This is a genomic window from Kitasatospora sp. NPDC001664 (genome assembly GCF_053596675.1).
Window position 1 is genome coordinate 132,066 of record NZ_JBSFGS010000003.1, and the last position, 14,279, is coordinate 146,344.

16 protein-coding genes are annotated in these 14,279 nt (G+C 73.4%); 1 reads left to right on the forward strand and 15 read right to left on the reverse strand.

Annotated elements, in window-relative coordinates; translation table 11 throughout:
* The first annotated feature begins 73 nt into the window (after window positions 1-73).
* Window positions 74-550, forward strand: coding sequence for a MarR family winged helix-turn-helix transcriptional regulator (locus ACWCYY_RS05395; RefSeq protein WP_345280877.1), 477 nt, complete (start codon window positions 74-76; stop codon window positions 548-550).
* Between the two features lie 51 nt (window positions 551-601).
* Here ACWCYY_RS05395 and ACWCYY_RS05400 read toward each other — a convergent pair whose 3' ends face one another.
* From ACWCYY_RS05400 to ACWCYY_RS05470, 15 genes are all read right to left on the reverse strand, one after another.
* The gene (locus tag ACWCYY_RS05400) at window positions 602-2,197 is read right to left on the reverse strand and encodes an FAD-dependent oxidoreductase (RefSeq protein WP_449795184.1); all 1,596 of its coding nucleotides are present in this window, start codon (window positions 2,195-2,197) and stop codon (window positions 602-604) included.
* A 29-nt stretch (window positions 2,198-2,226) separates the two neighbouring features.
* Complete coding sequence (locus tag ACWCYY_RS05405; protein ID WP_345280873.1) at window positions 2,227-3,078, reverse strand: ester cyclase family protein; 852 nt, start codon at window positions 3,076-3,078, stop codon at window positions 2,227-2,229.
* A 24-nt stretch (window positions 3,079-3,102) separates the two neighbouring features.
* Window positions 3,103-4,065: a GNAT family N-acetyltransferase gene (locus ACWCYY_RS05410; protein WP_345280871.1), complete on the reverse strand. Its 963-nt coding sequence runs from the start codon at window positions 4,063-4,065 to the stop codon at window positions 3,103-3,105.
* A 71-nt stretch (window positions 4,066-4,136) separates the two neighbouring features.
* On the reverse strand, window positions 4,137-4,325 hold the full coding sequence (locus ACWCYY_RS05415) for a ferredoxin (protein WP_345280869.1): 189 nt from the start codon (window positions 4,323-4,325) through the stop codon (window positions 4,137-4,139).
* A gap of 6 nt (window positions 4,326-4,331) precedes the next feature.
* Window positions 4,332-5,510 (reverse strand): cytochrome P450, encoded by a 1,179-nt coding sequence (locus tag ACWCYY_RS05420; RefSeq protein ID WP_345280923.1) that lies wholly within the window; start codon window positions 5,508-5,510, stop codon window positions 4,332-4,334.
* A gap of 174 nt (window positions 5,511-5,684) precedes the next feature.
* Complete coding sequence (locus ACWCYY_RS05425; RefSeq protein WP_449795185.1) at window positions 5,685-6,458, reverse strand: SDR family NAD(P)-dependent oxidoreductase; 774 nt, start codon at window positions 6,456-6,458, stop codon at window positions 5,685-5,687.
* A 13-nt stretch (window positions 6,459-6,471) separates the two neighbouring features.
* A complete protein-coding gene (locus ACWCYY_RS05430) occupies window positions 6,472-7,875 on the reverse strand; it encodes an FAD-binding oxidoreductase (RefSeq protein ID WP_449795186.1) in 1,404 nt (467 codons plus the stop codon).
* Window positions 7,876-7,896: 21 nt separating this feature from the next.
* The gene (locus ACWCYY_RS05435) at window positions 7,897-8,265 is read right to left on the reverse strand and encodes a hypothetical protein (protein ID WP_345280863.1); all 369 of its coding nucleotides are present in this window, start codon (window positions 8,263-8,265) and stop codon (window positions 7,897-7,899) included.
* An 89-nt stretch (window positions 8,266-8,354) separates the two neighbouring features.
* Window positions 8,355-8,585, reverse strand: a complete 231-nt coding sequence (locus ACWCYY_RS05440; protein WP_345280861.1) for an acyl-CoA carboxylase epsilon subunit — start codon at window positions 8,583-8,585, stop codon at window positions 8,355-8,357.
* Window positions 8,585-10,168: an acyl-CoA carboxylase subunit beta gene (locus tag ACWCYY_RS05445; RefSeq protein ID WP_449795187.1), complete on the reverse strand. Its 1,584-nt coding sequence runs from the start codon at window positions 10,166-10,168 to the stop codon at window positions 8,585-8,587. The genes ACWCYY_RS05440 and ACWCYY_RS05445 overlap by 1 nt, the downstream gene beginning before the upstream one ends.
* Window positions 10,165-10,389 (reverse strand): DUF6059 family protein, encoded by a 225-nt coding sequence (locus tag ACWCYY_RS05450; protein WP_449795188.1) that lies wholly within the window; start codon window positions 10,387-10,389, stop codon window positions 10,165-10,167. Before ACWCYY_RS05450 ends, ACWCYY_RS05445 begins: the two co-directional genes overlap by 4 nt.
* Window positions 10,390-10,745: 356 nt before the next feature.
* Window positions 10,746-11,723, reverse strand: coding sequence for a cytochrome c oxidase assembly protein (locus ACWCYY_RS05455; RefSeq protein WP_449795365.1), 978 nt, complete (start codon window positions 11,721-11,723; stop codon window positions 10,746-10,748).
* A gap of 136 nt (window positions 11,724-11,859) precedes the next feature.
* Window positions 11,860-12,771, reverse strand: a complete 912-nt coding sequence (locus tag ACWCYY_RS05460; protein WP_449795189.1) for an amino acid ABC transporter permease — start codon at window positions 12,769-12,771, stop codon at window positions 11,860-11,862.
* Window positions 12,768-13,433, reverse strand: a complete 666-nt coding sequence (locus ACWCYY_RS05465) for an amino acid ABC transporter permease (protein WP_345280854.1) — start codon at window positions 13,431-13,433, stop codon at window positions 12,768-12,770. The genes ACWCYY_RS05460 and ACWCYY_RS05465 overlap by 4 nt, the downstream gene beginning before the upstream one ends.
* A 10-nt stretch (window positions 13,434-13,443) precedes the next feature.
* Window positions 13,444-14,277: a glutamate ABC transporter substrate-binding protein gene (locus ACWCYY_RS05470; protein ID WP_345280851.1), complete on the reverse strand. Its 834-nt coding sequence runs from the start codon at window positions 14,275-14,277 to the stop codon at window positions 13,444-13,446.
* Window positions 14,278-14,279 lie beyond the last annotated feature (2 nt).

Below are 14,279 nucleotides of genomic sequence, written 5' to 3' on the forward strand. Positions count from 1 at the left end.
CTTTCTGTCATGCAGTCATTTGCGAGCATACAGATGCTCGCTTGCTGTAATCAAGTCGCTTAGGATGTGACGCATGGAGACTTCGACCGAGAGCACACGGCGGACGGCCGTCCTCGACGCCGTGGGCCCGGCGTTCTCGCGCCTGCGCCGAACGGCGGCGCTGAACGTCGAGGAGGGGGTGTCCCGCAAGGACATGACCCGGACCCTGGTGCTCAACGTGGTCCAGGACGGCCCCGAGCACGACGGCCAGGAGATCACCGTCGGCGTGGTCGCCGAGCGGCTCGCGGTCGACCCGTCGGTGGCCAGCCGGATGGTCTCCGACTGCATCACGGCCGGCTACCTGGTGCGCGCCGCCTCGCAGGCGGACGGCCGCCGCACCATCCTGCGGCTCACCGACGAGGGCGACCGGATGCTGGACCGCTTCCGCGCCCACCAGCGCTCCGCGTTCGAGCGGATCACCCGGGACTGGCCGGACGGCGAGCGGGTCGAGTTCGCCCGGCTGCTGATCAAGTACGTCGACTCCATCAGCGAGCTGCAGAACGGCAGTTGACGGACCGGGTCCGCGCACCGACCCGGCCGCGGGTCGGTGCGCGGACCTCGTTCAGCGGGCCAGCACCCGCCGCAGCACCCGCTCCAGGGCGCCGTCCGGATCGCCGTCCGGCTCCGCCCCGACGGCCCGCCAGGCGACGAAGCCGTCCGGGCGGACCAGCACCGCCCCCGCCGGCCCGATCCCGTACGCCGGGCCGAACCCGCCCTCCGGGTCGGCCGGTTCGGCACCGATCAGCTGTGCCGTCAGGCCGACGCCGAGCCGTTCGGCCACCTCGGTCGCGGCGGCGGCCCAGGCGGCCCCCCGCTCGCCCGCCAGCAGCACGAAGCCCCGCCCGAACAGGCCGAGCGTGCCCGCCGGCCCGTCCGCACCCGCCGGCACCAGGTACGGCGCCCGGGTGCCGGGCCGCCCGCCGAGAGCCCGTGGGTCGGAGGTCACCGGCAGCGGCTCCGCCCCGTCCTCGGCGACCACCGCCGCCGAGCGGTAGGACTGACCCATCGTCACCGTGAGCGCGTCCTCGACCTGCGCCCGCTGCTCCTCGGAGGCGCTGCCGGAGCGCACCGCGAGCTGCAGGGACCCCTGGGTGGCGGTGTGTTCGCCGACCGGGCGGCGCTCCGCGTCGTAGCTGTCCAGCAGCTCGGGGCCGGCCTCGCCGCGCACCACCAGGGCCAGCTTCCAGGCCAGGTCGCGCGCGTCGGCGATCCCGGTGTTGGCGCCGTAGCCGCCGGTCGGCGGGATCACGTGGGCGGCGTCCCCTGCGAGCAGCACCCGGCCGTGCCGGAAGCCCTCGGCGACCTGCTCGGCCATGTCCCAGGGGAAGCGCGAGCGGATGGTCACCTCGACCCCCGGGTCGCCGATCGCCGCGCCCACCAGCTCGCGGCAGCGCTCCTCGGTGAAGTCCGCCAGGTCCTCGCCGTCCTGCGGCGACCAGCCGACGATCAGGGTGCCCTCGGTGAGCGTGTCGTCGTGCACCAGGATGCCGGTGACCTGAGGGTTCTTCACGTGCACCACGCTGTACCGGCGTTCGCCGAGGACGGGCGCCAGATCGGCCCGGAACGCGATGCTGACGTGCCGGGAGAGCAAGCCGCGCCCGCGCCGGGGCACCTTGAGCGCCTCCCGCACGGTCGAGCGGGGCCCGTCGCAGGCCACCAGCCAGCGGCTGCGCAGGGTGGAGGTGGAGCCGTCCGAACCGAGCACGGCGGTGACCCCGTCCGGGGTCTCGTCGAAGGAGAGCAGCTCGGTGCCGAACCGCAGGTCCGCCCCGAGCTCCTCGGCCCGGGCCCGCAGCAGCGGCTCCAGCCGGTCCTGCGGGAGCAGCAGCAGGCGGTGCGGGGTCAGCCCCGCGAGCTCGTCCGCCCCCTCCAACTCCTCGCGGGCGAACAGCACTTCGCCGGCCAGCGAGACCACGCCGGCCCTGGTCCGGTGCCGCTGGAAGCCGGCCGCCGCCCGCTCGGCGGCCTCCGCCACCCCGGCCTGCGCCAGCAGCTCGACGGTCCGCGGGTAGTAGCCGACGGCGCGGGGGTGCACCGAGGTGGAGGGGTGGCGCTCCACCAGGGTGGCCCGTACGCCGTGGTGGGCCAGGAACAGCGCGGTCGACAGGCCCACCAGGCTGCCGCCGACGATCAGTACGGGTGCGTCCGTCGAACTCATCGAAGTCCCTCTCGTGGTGCGGGTGGTGTTCAGGGGGTGGGGAGGCCGGCCTCCTGGAGGGCCAGGTAGTCGACCACCTCCCAGTGCTCGGCGACCTTGCCGCGCTCGATCCGGAACTGGTCGCAGGTGCGCATCTCCAGCCGGGCGTCGGACGGTCCGCCGCCGCTCCAGGCGCCGGTGAGGGTGCCCCGCCAGGTGACGAAGACCATCACCCGGTCGCCGGAGGCCACCACGTGGTCGACGTCGGTCAGCAGGTCGGGGAAGGCGGCGATGTTGTCGGCGAAGAAGGCCTTGAACGCCTCCAGGCCGTCCGGCACCGCGTCGGTCCGCACGTTGTGGTGCTTGTAGTCCGGGTGGTAGTACCGCTCGGCCAGCTCCAGCCGGTGCTCGCTGAACACCTCCCGGTAGGCGTCAAGGACCAGCTGGGCGTTGGCCCGCTCGGCCTCGGTGTGCGGGCCGTGCAGGCCGGGCGAGGCCGGCTGGCCGGGCTCCGCCGGGCCGGTGCCCTGGGCGGCCAGCGCGGCCCGGTCCACCACGTTCCAGTGCTCGGCGACCCGGCCGTCCGCCAGCCGGTACAGCTCGGCGGTGTGCAGCAGGAAGCCGCCCGGGCTGCGCCAGGTGGCGAACAGCATCACCCGGTCCGGGCCGGCCACCAGGTGGTCGACGGTGGCGGCCAGGCCCGGGTGACGGGTGGTCAGGTCCTTCCAGTGACGGCGGAAGTTCTCGGTGCCGCCGCCGAGCAGCGCGTCGTGGTCGGTGTAGCCGGGGTGGAAGAACTCCTCGGTCCGGTCGAGCTGGTGCTCGCCGTGCAGCACCCGGTACAGCTCGCGGACGGTGCGCTCGTTCCCGGCGGGGGCGTCGGTGCGTCTCTCGGTGGTCATCGGTCCTCCGGTGGGTTCGGGTGGTCAGGCCTTGAGCGTGTACGTGGCCCAGGTGGAGTCGGTGCTGAAGCCGAGCCGGCGGTTGAGCGCCACCACCGCCTCGTTGCGGACGTCGTTGAAGACCTGGACCAGGGCCAGCCGCGGTTCGCGCGCGGCCGCGTCGAGCAGCAGGCCGGCCTTCAGCCAGGAGGCCAGTCCCCGGCGCCGGTGGCCGGGCAGGACGAGGGTCTCGCCCGCGTCGGCCATCGGGCTGTCGCGGACGAACAGCGTGCTGTAGCCCACCAGTTCGCCGCCCTGCTCGGTGACCGCGGCCACCGCGTGCAGGCGGTGGCCGGCCCGCTCGGCCTCGGCCTCCCGGGCCCGGACGTCGGCCACGCCGGGGGCGGACATCCGGGCCTGCCCGTTGACCGGGGCGTCCAGTGCGGCCCAGGCCCGGGCGTAGCCGGTCACCAGCGGATCGGGGCAGCGGCCGGTCCAGCGGACCAGCCGGTAGCCGGGCACCGGCCGTCCGGCGGCCTCCTCCAGCGCGGGCCGGGCCGGGCCGGCCGGCAGCAGCCGGCTGCGCAGCGTGGTGGCGGTGCACTCCGCGCCCAGCGCCTCGGCGAAGGCCCGCGAGGCCTCCCCGGCAGGGGCGTCCACCCGGAGCAACGAGCGCCCGCAGGAGCGGAGTTCGGCCCGGGCCGCCTCGGCCAGGGCCCGTCCGGCGCCGCGGCGCCGGAAGCCCGGGAACACCCAGAGCGAGCCGTGGCCCGGCCCGGTCGGATCGGCCAGGTCGAGGCCGAGCTTGACGCATCCGGCCGGCTCGCCGTCCGCGTAGGCGGCCAGCAGCAGGCGGTCGGCGCCGTGGCGGCGCTGGAACAGCCGGGCCAGCAACTGCTCGGACACCGGGGGGTCGTGGGGCAGTTCGAGGCCCATGGTGGCCCGGAAGCCGGGCAGCAGGGCGGTGATGGTGGCCGGATCGTCTCCGTCCAGACGGCGAATCTCCATGGCCGCCACCCTGGCGGTCGGCCCTCGAAGCGCCGTCCAGGAGTGCTGGACGGCGCCCCGCGGACCTCGGTTCAGCGCAGTTCGATGGCCTGCACCGGGCAGGCCTGGGCGGCCTCTTCGACCTCCGGCTCCTCCTCGCGGACCGCGCCGCCGGGCAGCAGCGCGACCACCCCGCCCTCGTCCTGGGTGAACACGGCGGGCGCGTGCAGCACGCACATCGCCGCCCCGATGCACCGGTCGGTGTCCAGCTCGATGGCCACCGCGGGCTACCAGGCGACCGGCAGGGCGGCCACGCCCTGGAGCACGTACGGGGCGTTCAGCGGCACCTGGTCGCCGGGCACGGCCATCCGCAGGGTCGGGATCCGCCGGAACAGCGTGGCCAGCGCGATCTCCATCTCGGCCCGGGCCAGGTTCTGCCCGATGCACTGGTGGATGCCGTAGCCGAAGGCGACGTGCCGGCCCGCCCTGCGGGTGACGTCCAGCTCGTCCGGCCGCTCCCAGGCCCGCGGGTCACGGTTCATCAGCATGGTGGACATCATCACGCCCTCGCCGGCCCGGATGGTGGTCCCGGCGATCTCGATGTCCTCGGCCGCCACCCGGGGCAGCACGTCGCCGATCGAGGTGAAGCGCATCAACTCGTCGACGGCGCCCGGCCACAGGGACTCGTCGGCCCGCAGCCGGGAGAGCTGCTCGGGGTGGTCGAGCAGGGTCAGGGTGGAGAGCGCGATCATGTTCGAGGTGGTCTCGTGCCCGGAGACCAGCAGCAGCGAGCAGATCATCGCCAGCTCGTCGCGGTCGAGCGCGCCCTCGGCCAGCTGATGGGCGATCAGCTGGTCGATCAGGCCCTCGCCCGGCTCCCGCTCCTTGCGGGCGATCAGCCCGTACAGGTAGTGCAGGATCTCGGTGAACGACTTCCGGGCCAGCTCCGCCTCGTCCTCGCCCGTGGAGGAGAGCACGTGCCGCGAGCGTTCGTCGAAGAAGGAGCGGTCCTCGTAGGGCACCCCGAGCAGGGCGCAGATCACCGCCGAGGGCAGCGTCAGCGCGTAGGAGGCCAGCAGTTCGGCCTCGGAGCCGGCGGCCAGCATGGCGTCGATCAGCTCGTCGGCGATCCGCTGGATCTCGGGCCGCAGCTCGGCGACCCGGCGGATGCCGAAGCCGGGGATCACCATCCGGCGCTGCCGGCCGTGGTCCGGGTCGTCCACGCCGACCAGCGGCGGCGCGGCGTGCTGCTGGGTCTGCGCGGCGATCCGGGGGGCCAGGAACGGGAAGGCCGGGTCCAGCACGTACGAGGAGAGCCGGTGGTCCGGGAAGAGCGCCCGGCCTTCGGCGTTCCCGGACACCAGCCAGACCTGGCGGCCGTCGTAGAGCGTCACCCGGGACAGCGGTCCGCTCTCCCGCAACTCCTCGTAGCCGACGGGCATCCGGTACGGGCAGGTGCGCTCCATCGGGTAGGCGGGGGCCTCGGTGGGCCGGGCGGGGGTCTGGGGCACGGTCTTCCTCCTGGGTGAACGGTCCGCCGGTGGGACGGGCGAACGCCATTGAGCCCCGCGGCCCTCAAGGAGTCCTGGAAGGACCCTCGAGGGCCGCGGGGCCCGGTGCGGACGGGAGCCGACGGGGCGTCAGGCGCCGCCGGTGACCCGCAGGGTCTCGCCGTTGACGTTGCCGTTGGCCGCCGAGCCGAGGAAGACCACCGCCCGGGCCACGTCCTCCGGCACCGACATCCGGCCGGAGGGCAGGGTGCGGCCCTTCTCCTCCAGGACGGCGGCCGGGACGTGCGCGCGGACCGTCTCGGTCAGGGTCTGCCCCGGCACCACCATGTTCACCAGGATCCCCTCCGGGCCCAACTCCCAGGCCAGGCTGCGCATCAGGCCGTACAGGCCGGACTTGCCCGCCCCGTAGGCGCCCGCCCCGGGCTTGCCGGTGTCGGCCAGCCCGGCGCCGATCAGCACCACCCGGCCCCACTCCCGCCCGCGCATCGCGGGCAGGGCGGCCTGCAGGGTGTGGAAGGTGGCGTCCAGCGAGTTGTGCAGCACCTCCTGCCACTGCTTGGCCGGCACGTCCTCGAACCGGGGCACCGGCAGGCCGGGCCGGGGGATGGCCTCGCTCCACACCACCGCGCTGGCCACCAGGACGTCGATGCCGCCCCACTCCTCGGTGACCCGGCCGACCGCCCGCCGGATCGACTCCTCGTCCGTCAGGTCGTAGCGGACCACCAGCGCGGTGCCGCCGGCCTCGGTCACCTGAGCCGCCGTCAGCTCGGCGCCCTCCCGGTCGGTGTGGTAGGTGACCGCCACCCGGGCGCCCTCCGCGCCGTAGGCCACCGCCGTCGCCCGGCCGATGCCCGAGGAGGCGCCGGTGACCAGGACGACCTTGTCCCGCAGAGCTGTGATCACGGTGCTGCCTCCGTCATGAGCCGGGCCGGACGCTCTGTCCGTGCCGGAAGAAGTCCTCGGGGTCGTAGGCCCGCTTCACCGCGCGCAGCCGGGCCGCGTTCGCGCCGAAGTGGGCCTCCTCCCAGCCCGGGACGACCCGGGAACTGGGGAAGTTGACGTACGAGCCGCAGGCGAGCGGGGCCAGCGCCAGCTCGGCCCGGTCGGCCCAGGCGGTGAGCTCGGCGGCGGTGTCCGGGCCGGGCTCCCGGCTGGCGATCTGGTAGCCCGTCAGGAACCGCGCGGTGCGGTGCGGGTAGGCGCTCTCGCCCACCGGGATCCGGTTGGCCGCGCCGCCGAGCGCGATGCACAGCAGGTAGCGCTCCCGGTCGATGGACGGGTCCCAGGCGGCCAGCAGCGCGGCCGCCTCGGCCGGGGTGGCGGGCCGGTCGGTGAGCCGGTAGCTCTGCCGGGTGTACGGGTGCCGGTGCCCCTCCGCCTCCGGGTTGTGGCCGGTGCGGTGGCACTGCTGCACCGTCTTGGAGTCGCACAGCGCCTCGTGCATCACCCGGGAGTACCCGGCCCGCTCGCCGACCGTGCGGACCATCGGCTTGCGCCCGGCCCGCTCGGCCAACTCGTCGAGCAGCAGCTCCAGTTCGGCCGTGGAGCCGAGGTGGACGCCCCAGATCTTCAGCACCGGCTCACCGGCCGGGCCGAACATCCCGGGCAGCACCACCAGCGAGCAGCCCAGCCCGTCCGGGGCGTCGGTGCACCACTCCTGCCAGGCCGTCAGCAGTCCGGCCGCGTCCCCGTACTCCCAGAGCGTCTCGAACCCGGTCAGTTCCGGCGCGTCCACCGGCCGCACCTCGAACTCGGTGACCACCCCGAAGGTGCCGCCCCCGCCGCCGCGCAGCGCCCAGAACAGGTCCGGCTCCTCGCGCGCCGAGCAGCGGACGGTCCGGCCGTCGGCCAGCACCACGGTGGCGGCCGTCATCCGGTCGCTGCCGACGCCGAACGCGCGGGTCTGCCAGCCGAGGCCGCCGCCGGTCAGGAAGCCGGCCGCGCCGACGGTCGGGAAGGTGCCGGTGACGATCTGCCGGCCGAGCCGCCCCAGCGCGTCCAGCGCCTCCAGGGACTGGGTCCCGGCCCCCAGCCGGACGGTGCCGGGGCCGAGCGAGACCCGGTTCATCCGGGAGACGTCCACCACCAGCCCCGGTCCGGTCGACCAGCCGTTGAAGCTGTGCCCGCCGCTGCGCAGGTGGACCGCGAGGCCCTGGTCCCGGGCGTGCCGCAGGCAGTGGCGGACGTCCTCGGCGCTCTCGCTGTACGCGATCCCGTACGGGGTGACGGTGTCGTACTCGGTGTTCTGCAGTTGGCGGGCGTACGGGTAGCCCGGGTCGGACGGCAGGACGAGTTCGCCCTGGAGCCGGTCGCGCAGCATGGTCCCTCCAGTGGAGCCGAGCTACTTGTCGAGGCCGAACTTGCGGGCGGTCACCCTGGCGCCGTCGTGGCCGCGCAGCAGCTCTCCCCGCGGGTCGTAGAAGTTGGCACCGCCGGTGCCCTCCCAGCTGCCGTCCCCGGTGAGCTTCCCCTCGACGTGCACGCGGGCCTCGCCGACGTGCACGCCCTCCTCGTTCACGGCCAGGATGTGGAAGTTGTAGCTGAAGGTCCCGTCGCCGGTGCTCTCCCAGTTGCCCAGCCCGATGTTCTTGGTGTTCACCTGGGTCGAGGTGACCCGCCCGTCAGCGGTGAAGGCGACCAGCCCGGGCACGGACTTCCCGCCGTCGTCCAACGCGGTGGTCCAGGTCCCCACCAGCCGTGCGTCGGTCATGAGAGCTCTCCTTCTGGTCGTCGGATCGGTTGTCGGACAGGTTGCTCCGCGGTTCTCAAGCGGGGCTCGAAGGGCCCTGAAGCCCTGGGTCAGCCGCGGCCGACGGTCCGCCAGGACCGGGCGGCGGGGTGGCCGCCGGGCCGGCGCACCGCCCAGCCGGGCACCCCGGCCCGGCCGCGGCCCGGCGCGCGGGCGGCCTGTCGCGCCAGCGCGGCCAGCACCGCCACCAGCACCGCCAGCTCCCGGGGTTCGGGCCGCCCCCTGACGATCCGCCAGCCGTCGTCCCGCTCGGCCCTGTCGTCCCGCTCGGCCGTGGCCATCAGAGCGGCGGGTTGCCGTGCTTGCGGCTGGGCAGCTCCGCGTGCTTGGCCCGCAGCATGGCCAGCGCCCGGATCAGCACCGACCGGGTCTCGGCCGGGTCGATCACGTCGTCCACCAGCCCGCGTTCGGCGGCGTAGTAGGGGTGCATCAGCTCGGTCCGGTACTCCTTGATCCGCTGCGCCCGGACCGCCTCCGGGTCCGCCGCCTCCGCGATCTCCCGGCGGAAGACCACGTTGGCCGCGCCCTCGGCGCCCATCACGGCGATCTCGTTGGTCGGCCAGGCCAGCGAGAGGTCGGCGCCGATCGAGCGGGAGTCCATCACGATGTAGGCGCCGCCGTAGGCCTTGCGCAGGATCAGCTGGATCCGCGGCACGGTGGCGTTGCAGTACGCGTACAGCAGCTTGGCGCCGTGCCGGATGATCCCGCCGTGCTCCTGGGCGACCCCGGGCAGGAAGCCGGGCACGTCCACCAGGGTCACCAGCGGGATGTTGAAGGCGTCGCAGAACTGGACGAAGCGGGCCGCCTTCTCGCTCGCCCCGATGTCCAGCACCCCGGCCAGCGCGGTCGGTTGATTGGCCACCAGACCGGTCACCTTGCCGTCCAGCCGGGCCAGCGCGCAGATGATGTTGGGCGCCCACCCGGGCTGGAGCTCCAGCACCTCCCCGTGGTCGACGAGCTCCTCGATCACCTCGCGCATGTCGTACGCCTGGTGGGGACCGGCCGGGACGAGGTCGAGCAGCGCCTCCGTCCGGCGGTCGGCCGGGTCGGTGCAGGGCTCGTCCGGCGGCAGTTCGCGGTTGTTGGAGGGCAGCAGCGAGAGCAGGTACCGGACCTCGGCCAGGCAGCTCGCCTCGTCGTCGTGGGCGAAGGTGGCCACCCCCGAGACGTCGGCGTGCACGTCGGCGCCGCCCAGCCCGTTCTGGCTGATCTTCTCGCCGGTGACCGCCTGGACCACGTCCGGGCCGGTGATGAACATCTGCGAGGTCTCGCGGACCATGAAGACAAAGTCGGTCAGCGCGGGGGAGTACGCCGCCCCGCCGGCGCACGGGCCGAGCATCACCGAGATCTGCGGGATCACCCCGGAGGCCCGGGTGTTGCGCCGGAAGATGCCGCCGTAGCCCGCCAGCGCGGACACCCCCTCCTGGATCCGGGCGCCCGCCCCGTCGTTGAGCGAGACCAGCGGGGCACCGGCCGACTCGGCCAGGTCCATCACCTTGTGGATCTTCTCGGCGTGGGCCTCGCCGAGCGCACCGCCGAAGATCCGGAAGTCGTGGGCGTAGACGAACACCGTCCGGCCGTGCACGGTGCCCCAGCCGGTCACCACCCCGTCGGTGTACGGCCGCCGGTCCTCCAGGCCGAAGCCGGTGGCCCGGTGCCGGCGCAGCGCCTCGACCTCCTGGAAGGAGCCCTCGTCCAGCAGGAGGGCGATCCGCTCGTGCGCCGTCAGCTTGCCCCGGGCGTGCTGCCGCCGGGTGGCGCGCTCGTCCGGGCCGGCGACGGCCGACTCCTTGATCCCGGCCAGCTCGACCAGCCGCTCCCGCAGGTGCGGCACCGCCTCGGTGGCGTCCGTCCGCGGCGTCACCCCCGCTCCTCGGACAGCTGCCGCTGGAGCCGCGCTTCCACGTCGGTGAGCGGGACGCCCGGGCACATCCGCTCCGGGTGCAGCGGCGGCGGCCCGGCCGGGTACTGGTCGGTGGGCGGCCAGGGCGGTGGCAGCGGAGCGAAGAACCAGACGCTGCCCAAGGCGGCCAGGGCTCTCATCGCCCAGCGCAGGACGTCTCCGGTCGTCACATGGTGGGGCATGGGCGCTCCTCTGCCGTTCGGGCCCTCTAGGGGCTGTCTCCTTGATGGGGCCGGGTCCGCGCCGCCGGGGCACGCACCTCGCCGGCTTCTCGTCAGTCGCCGATGCTCCGCATGGACTCCCTCCTCGGCGCCGCCGAGGCACGCACCCCGACGACGCGGCCTGATCCGACCCCATCAAGGAGTCAGCCCCTAATCCGGCCCTACGGTCGCCCCGGACTCTCGACCGGCGGTCGAGACCTACTCGAACCCCCCTGCCGTCCCGTCCCCGCTCCCCGTCCCCGTTTCCCGGACACGCGAAGGGCCCCCGCCGCGGAAGGTCCGTGACGGGGGCCCTGGGCCCTGGGGGTGACGCGGCGTCAGCCGGCCTCGGCCGCGCGCTGCCCGCGCTTGTCGAGCGAGGCCAGGTAGGCGTTGTACGCCGCCAGCTCGGCGTCGCCGTCGCGGTCCGCCTTGCGGTCGCGGCGGCGGGCCTGGCGCTCCTCGGACTTGGCCCACTGGAGGGTGAGCGCGATCAGCACGATCGCGGTCGGGATCTCGCCGAACGCCCAGGTGATGCCGCCGGCGATCTTCTGGTCGTTCAGCAGGTCGGTGCCGGGCGGCGCCATCGCGCCGTCGAAGGTCTTCACCAGCGGGTGGGTGGCCATCATCACCGCCACGCCGAAGAAGGCGTGGAACGGCATCCCCATGAACAGCTCGATGATCCGCATCACGTACCCCGGCCGGTTCGGACCCGGGTCCACGCCCATGATCGGCCAGAAGAACAGCATGCCGACCGCGAGGAAGTGCACCATCATCCCGATGTGCCCGATCCGGTACTGCATCAGGAAGTCGAACAGCGGGGTGAAGTAGAGCGCGTACAGGCTGGCCACGAAGAGCGGGATGGTGGCCGCCGGGTGCGAGACGATCCGCACGTACCGGCTGTGCAGCACCGCGACCAGCAGCTCGCGCGGGCCGCGGCCGCTGCCCTTGGGGGCCGGGCGCAGCGAGCGCAGCGCCAGGGTGATCGGGGCGCCGAGCAGCAGCAGGATCGGCGAGAGCATGGAGAGCACCATGTGCTGGATCATGTGGGCGCTGAACAGGGCCATGCCGTAGTCGTTCAGCCCGGTGTTGGTCACCAGCAGCACGGTGCCGACGCCCAGCACCCAGGCCAGCGTGCGGCCGACCGGCCAGCGGTCGCCGCGCCGCACCAGGCGGACCACGCCCGCGCCGTACAGGGCGAGCGCCAGCAGGCAGCCGATCAGGAACGGCCAGTCGGTGGACCAGACCAGCGCCGAGCCGGGGGTGAAGGGGCCGAGCGGCTCCATCCCGCCGTGGTGCATCCCGGAGTGGTCCATCCCGGTCATACCGTCGCCCATCGGCGGGTCCTGCTTTCCCTCGTCACTGCCGGACGGCCCGTCAGGTCCGGTTCGTCCGATTTTGCTTCGAGGGTCAGCCTAGGCGCCGCTTATCCGCCCGCCGCACCCGGGGGCGTCACGGCCTGTCGAGGTGGTCGCCCGGGACGGCCAGGTCCTCCACGGCTCCGGCGGCTACCACCGCGCCGGTGGAGCGGCGGCCCCGGCGCAGCCGGCGCTCCAGCCAGGCGGCGAAGGTGGTGAGGGCGAAGTTGAGGATCACGAAGAGGACGGCGACGATGGTGAAGCTGGCGATGGTGTTGGCCCCGTAGTTGGCGCTCATCGGGCGGACGGAGGCGAGCAGCTCGGAGAAGCCGAGCAGGGCGCCGCCGAGCGCGGTGTCCTTCACGATCACCACCAGCTGGCTGACGATGGCCGGCAGCATCGCCGTCACCGACTGCGGCAGCAGCACCGAGCGCATGACCTGGCCCTTGCGCAGCCCGATCGCCATCGCCGCCTCGCTCTGGCCCTTGGGCAGGGCGAGGATGCCGGCCCGGACGATCTCGGCCAGCACCGAGGCGTTGTAGAGGACCAGGCCGGTGACCACCGCGTACAGCGGGCGGCTGTCCGGGCTCACGTCGGTGAACTCGGAGTAGGCGGCGTTGGCGAAGAGCATCAGGATCAGCACCGGCACCGCGCGGAAGAACTCCACCACCACCCCGGCGGGCAGCCGCACCCACCGGTGGTCGGAGAGCCGGGCGATGCCGAACAGCGCGCCCAGCGGGAGGGCGATCGCCATCGCCAGCGCGGCGGCGATCAGGGTGTTCTCCAGCCCGGGCAGCAGGTAGGTCTCCCAGGCCCGGCCGTCGGCGAAGAACGGCCGCCACTTCTCCCACTCCAGCTGGTTCTTGGCGGCCAGGGAGCTGACGACCCACCAGAGGAGCCCGCCGAGCGCCAGCAGGAACGCCACCGCCAGCAGCCGGTTGTGCCGCCGGGCCCGGGGGCCCGGCACGTCGTAGAGGGGCGAGGGGGACTCGGAGGGGGACTTCACCGCTTCACCGAGACCTTTCGGCCCACCCAGCCCAGGAACAGCCCGGCGGGCAGGGTGAGGCAGACGAAGCCGAAGGCGAAGACCGCGGAGATCAGGATCAGCTGGGCCTCGTTCTCGATCATCTCCCGCATCAGCGCGGCCGCCTCGGCGACCCCGATCGCGGCGGCCACCGTGGTGTTCTTGGTGAGCGCGATCAGCACGTTGGCCAGCGGGCCGACCACCGAGCGGAAGGCCTGCGGCAGCACCACCAGCCGCAGCACCTGGGGGAAGGTCAGGCCGAGCGCGCGGGCCGCCTCGACCTGGCCGGCCGGCACCGTGTTGATCCCGGCCCGCACCGCCTCGCAGACGAAGGCGGAGGTGTAAGCGGTCAGGCCGAGCACCGCCAGCCGGAAGTTGACGGAGGTGAAGTCGTCGGCGCCGAGCGAGACGCCCAGGGTCTGGAACAGGCCCAGCGAGGTGAAGACGATGATCACGGTGAGCGGGATGTTGCGGACCACGTTCACGTACGCCGTGCCGAAGCCGCGCATCAGGGGCAGCGGGCTGACCCGCAGCGCGGCCAGCACCGTGCCCCAGACCAGGGAGCCGAGGGCGGCGTACAGCGTCAGCTGCACCGTCACCCAGAAGGCGCCGAGCAGGTCGTAGCCGTCGAGGAAGTCGAACACCGGAGCCGCCTCAGCGGACGACCACGCCGATCTGCGGCGCGGGCTCGTTCTTGTAGTTCGCCGGGCCGAAGTTCTTCTGCACGGCCTTGTCCCAGGAGCCGTCGGAGACCATCTTCTGCAGCGCGGTGTCGATCTGGCCCTTGAGCGCGCTGCCCTTCTGGACGCCGATGCCGTAGTTCTCGTTGCTCATCTTGAAGCCGCCGAGCTTGAACTTGCCCTTGAACTGGGCCTGCGAGGCGTAGCCGGCCAGGATCGAGTCGTCGGTGGTCAGCGCGTCCACCACCTTGTTCTCCAGCCCGGTCAGGCACTCCGAGTACCCGCCGTACTCCTGGAGCTGGGCCTGCGGGGCGAGCTTGGTCTTGACGTTCTGCGCCGAGGTGGAGCCGGTGACGGAGCAGAGCTTCTTGCTGTTCAGGTCGGCGGGCTGGGTGATGGAGGTGTCGTCCGCGCGCAGCAGCACGTCCTGATGGGCCAGCAGGTAGGGGCCGGCGAAGTCCACCTTCTCGGAGCGGGCCGGGGTGATGGAGTAGGAGGCGGCGATGAAGTCCACGTCCCCGCGCTGGAGCAGGCTCTCGCGGTCGGCGCTCTTGGCCTCCTTCCAGACGATGTCCTTCGGGTCGTGGCCCAGCTGCTTGGCGACGTAGGTGGCGACGTCCACGTCGAAGCCGGTGTAGGTGCCGTCCGGGGTCTTCAGGCCGATGCCGGGCTGGTCGAACTTGATGCCGACGGTGATCTTGTGACTGCCGCCGCCGGCGTCGTCCTTGGTGTCGTCCCCGCAGCCGGCCAGCGCGAGGGGGAGGAGGAGCGCGGCCGCCGCCGCGAGGGCTGTCTTGCGGTGCGTCATGG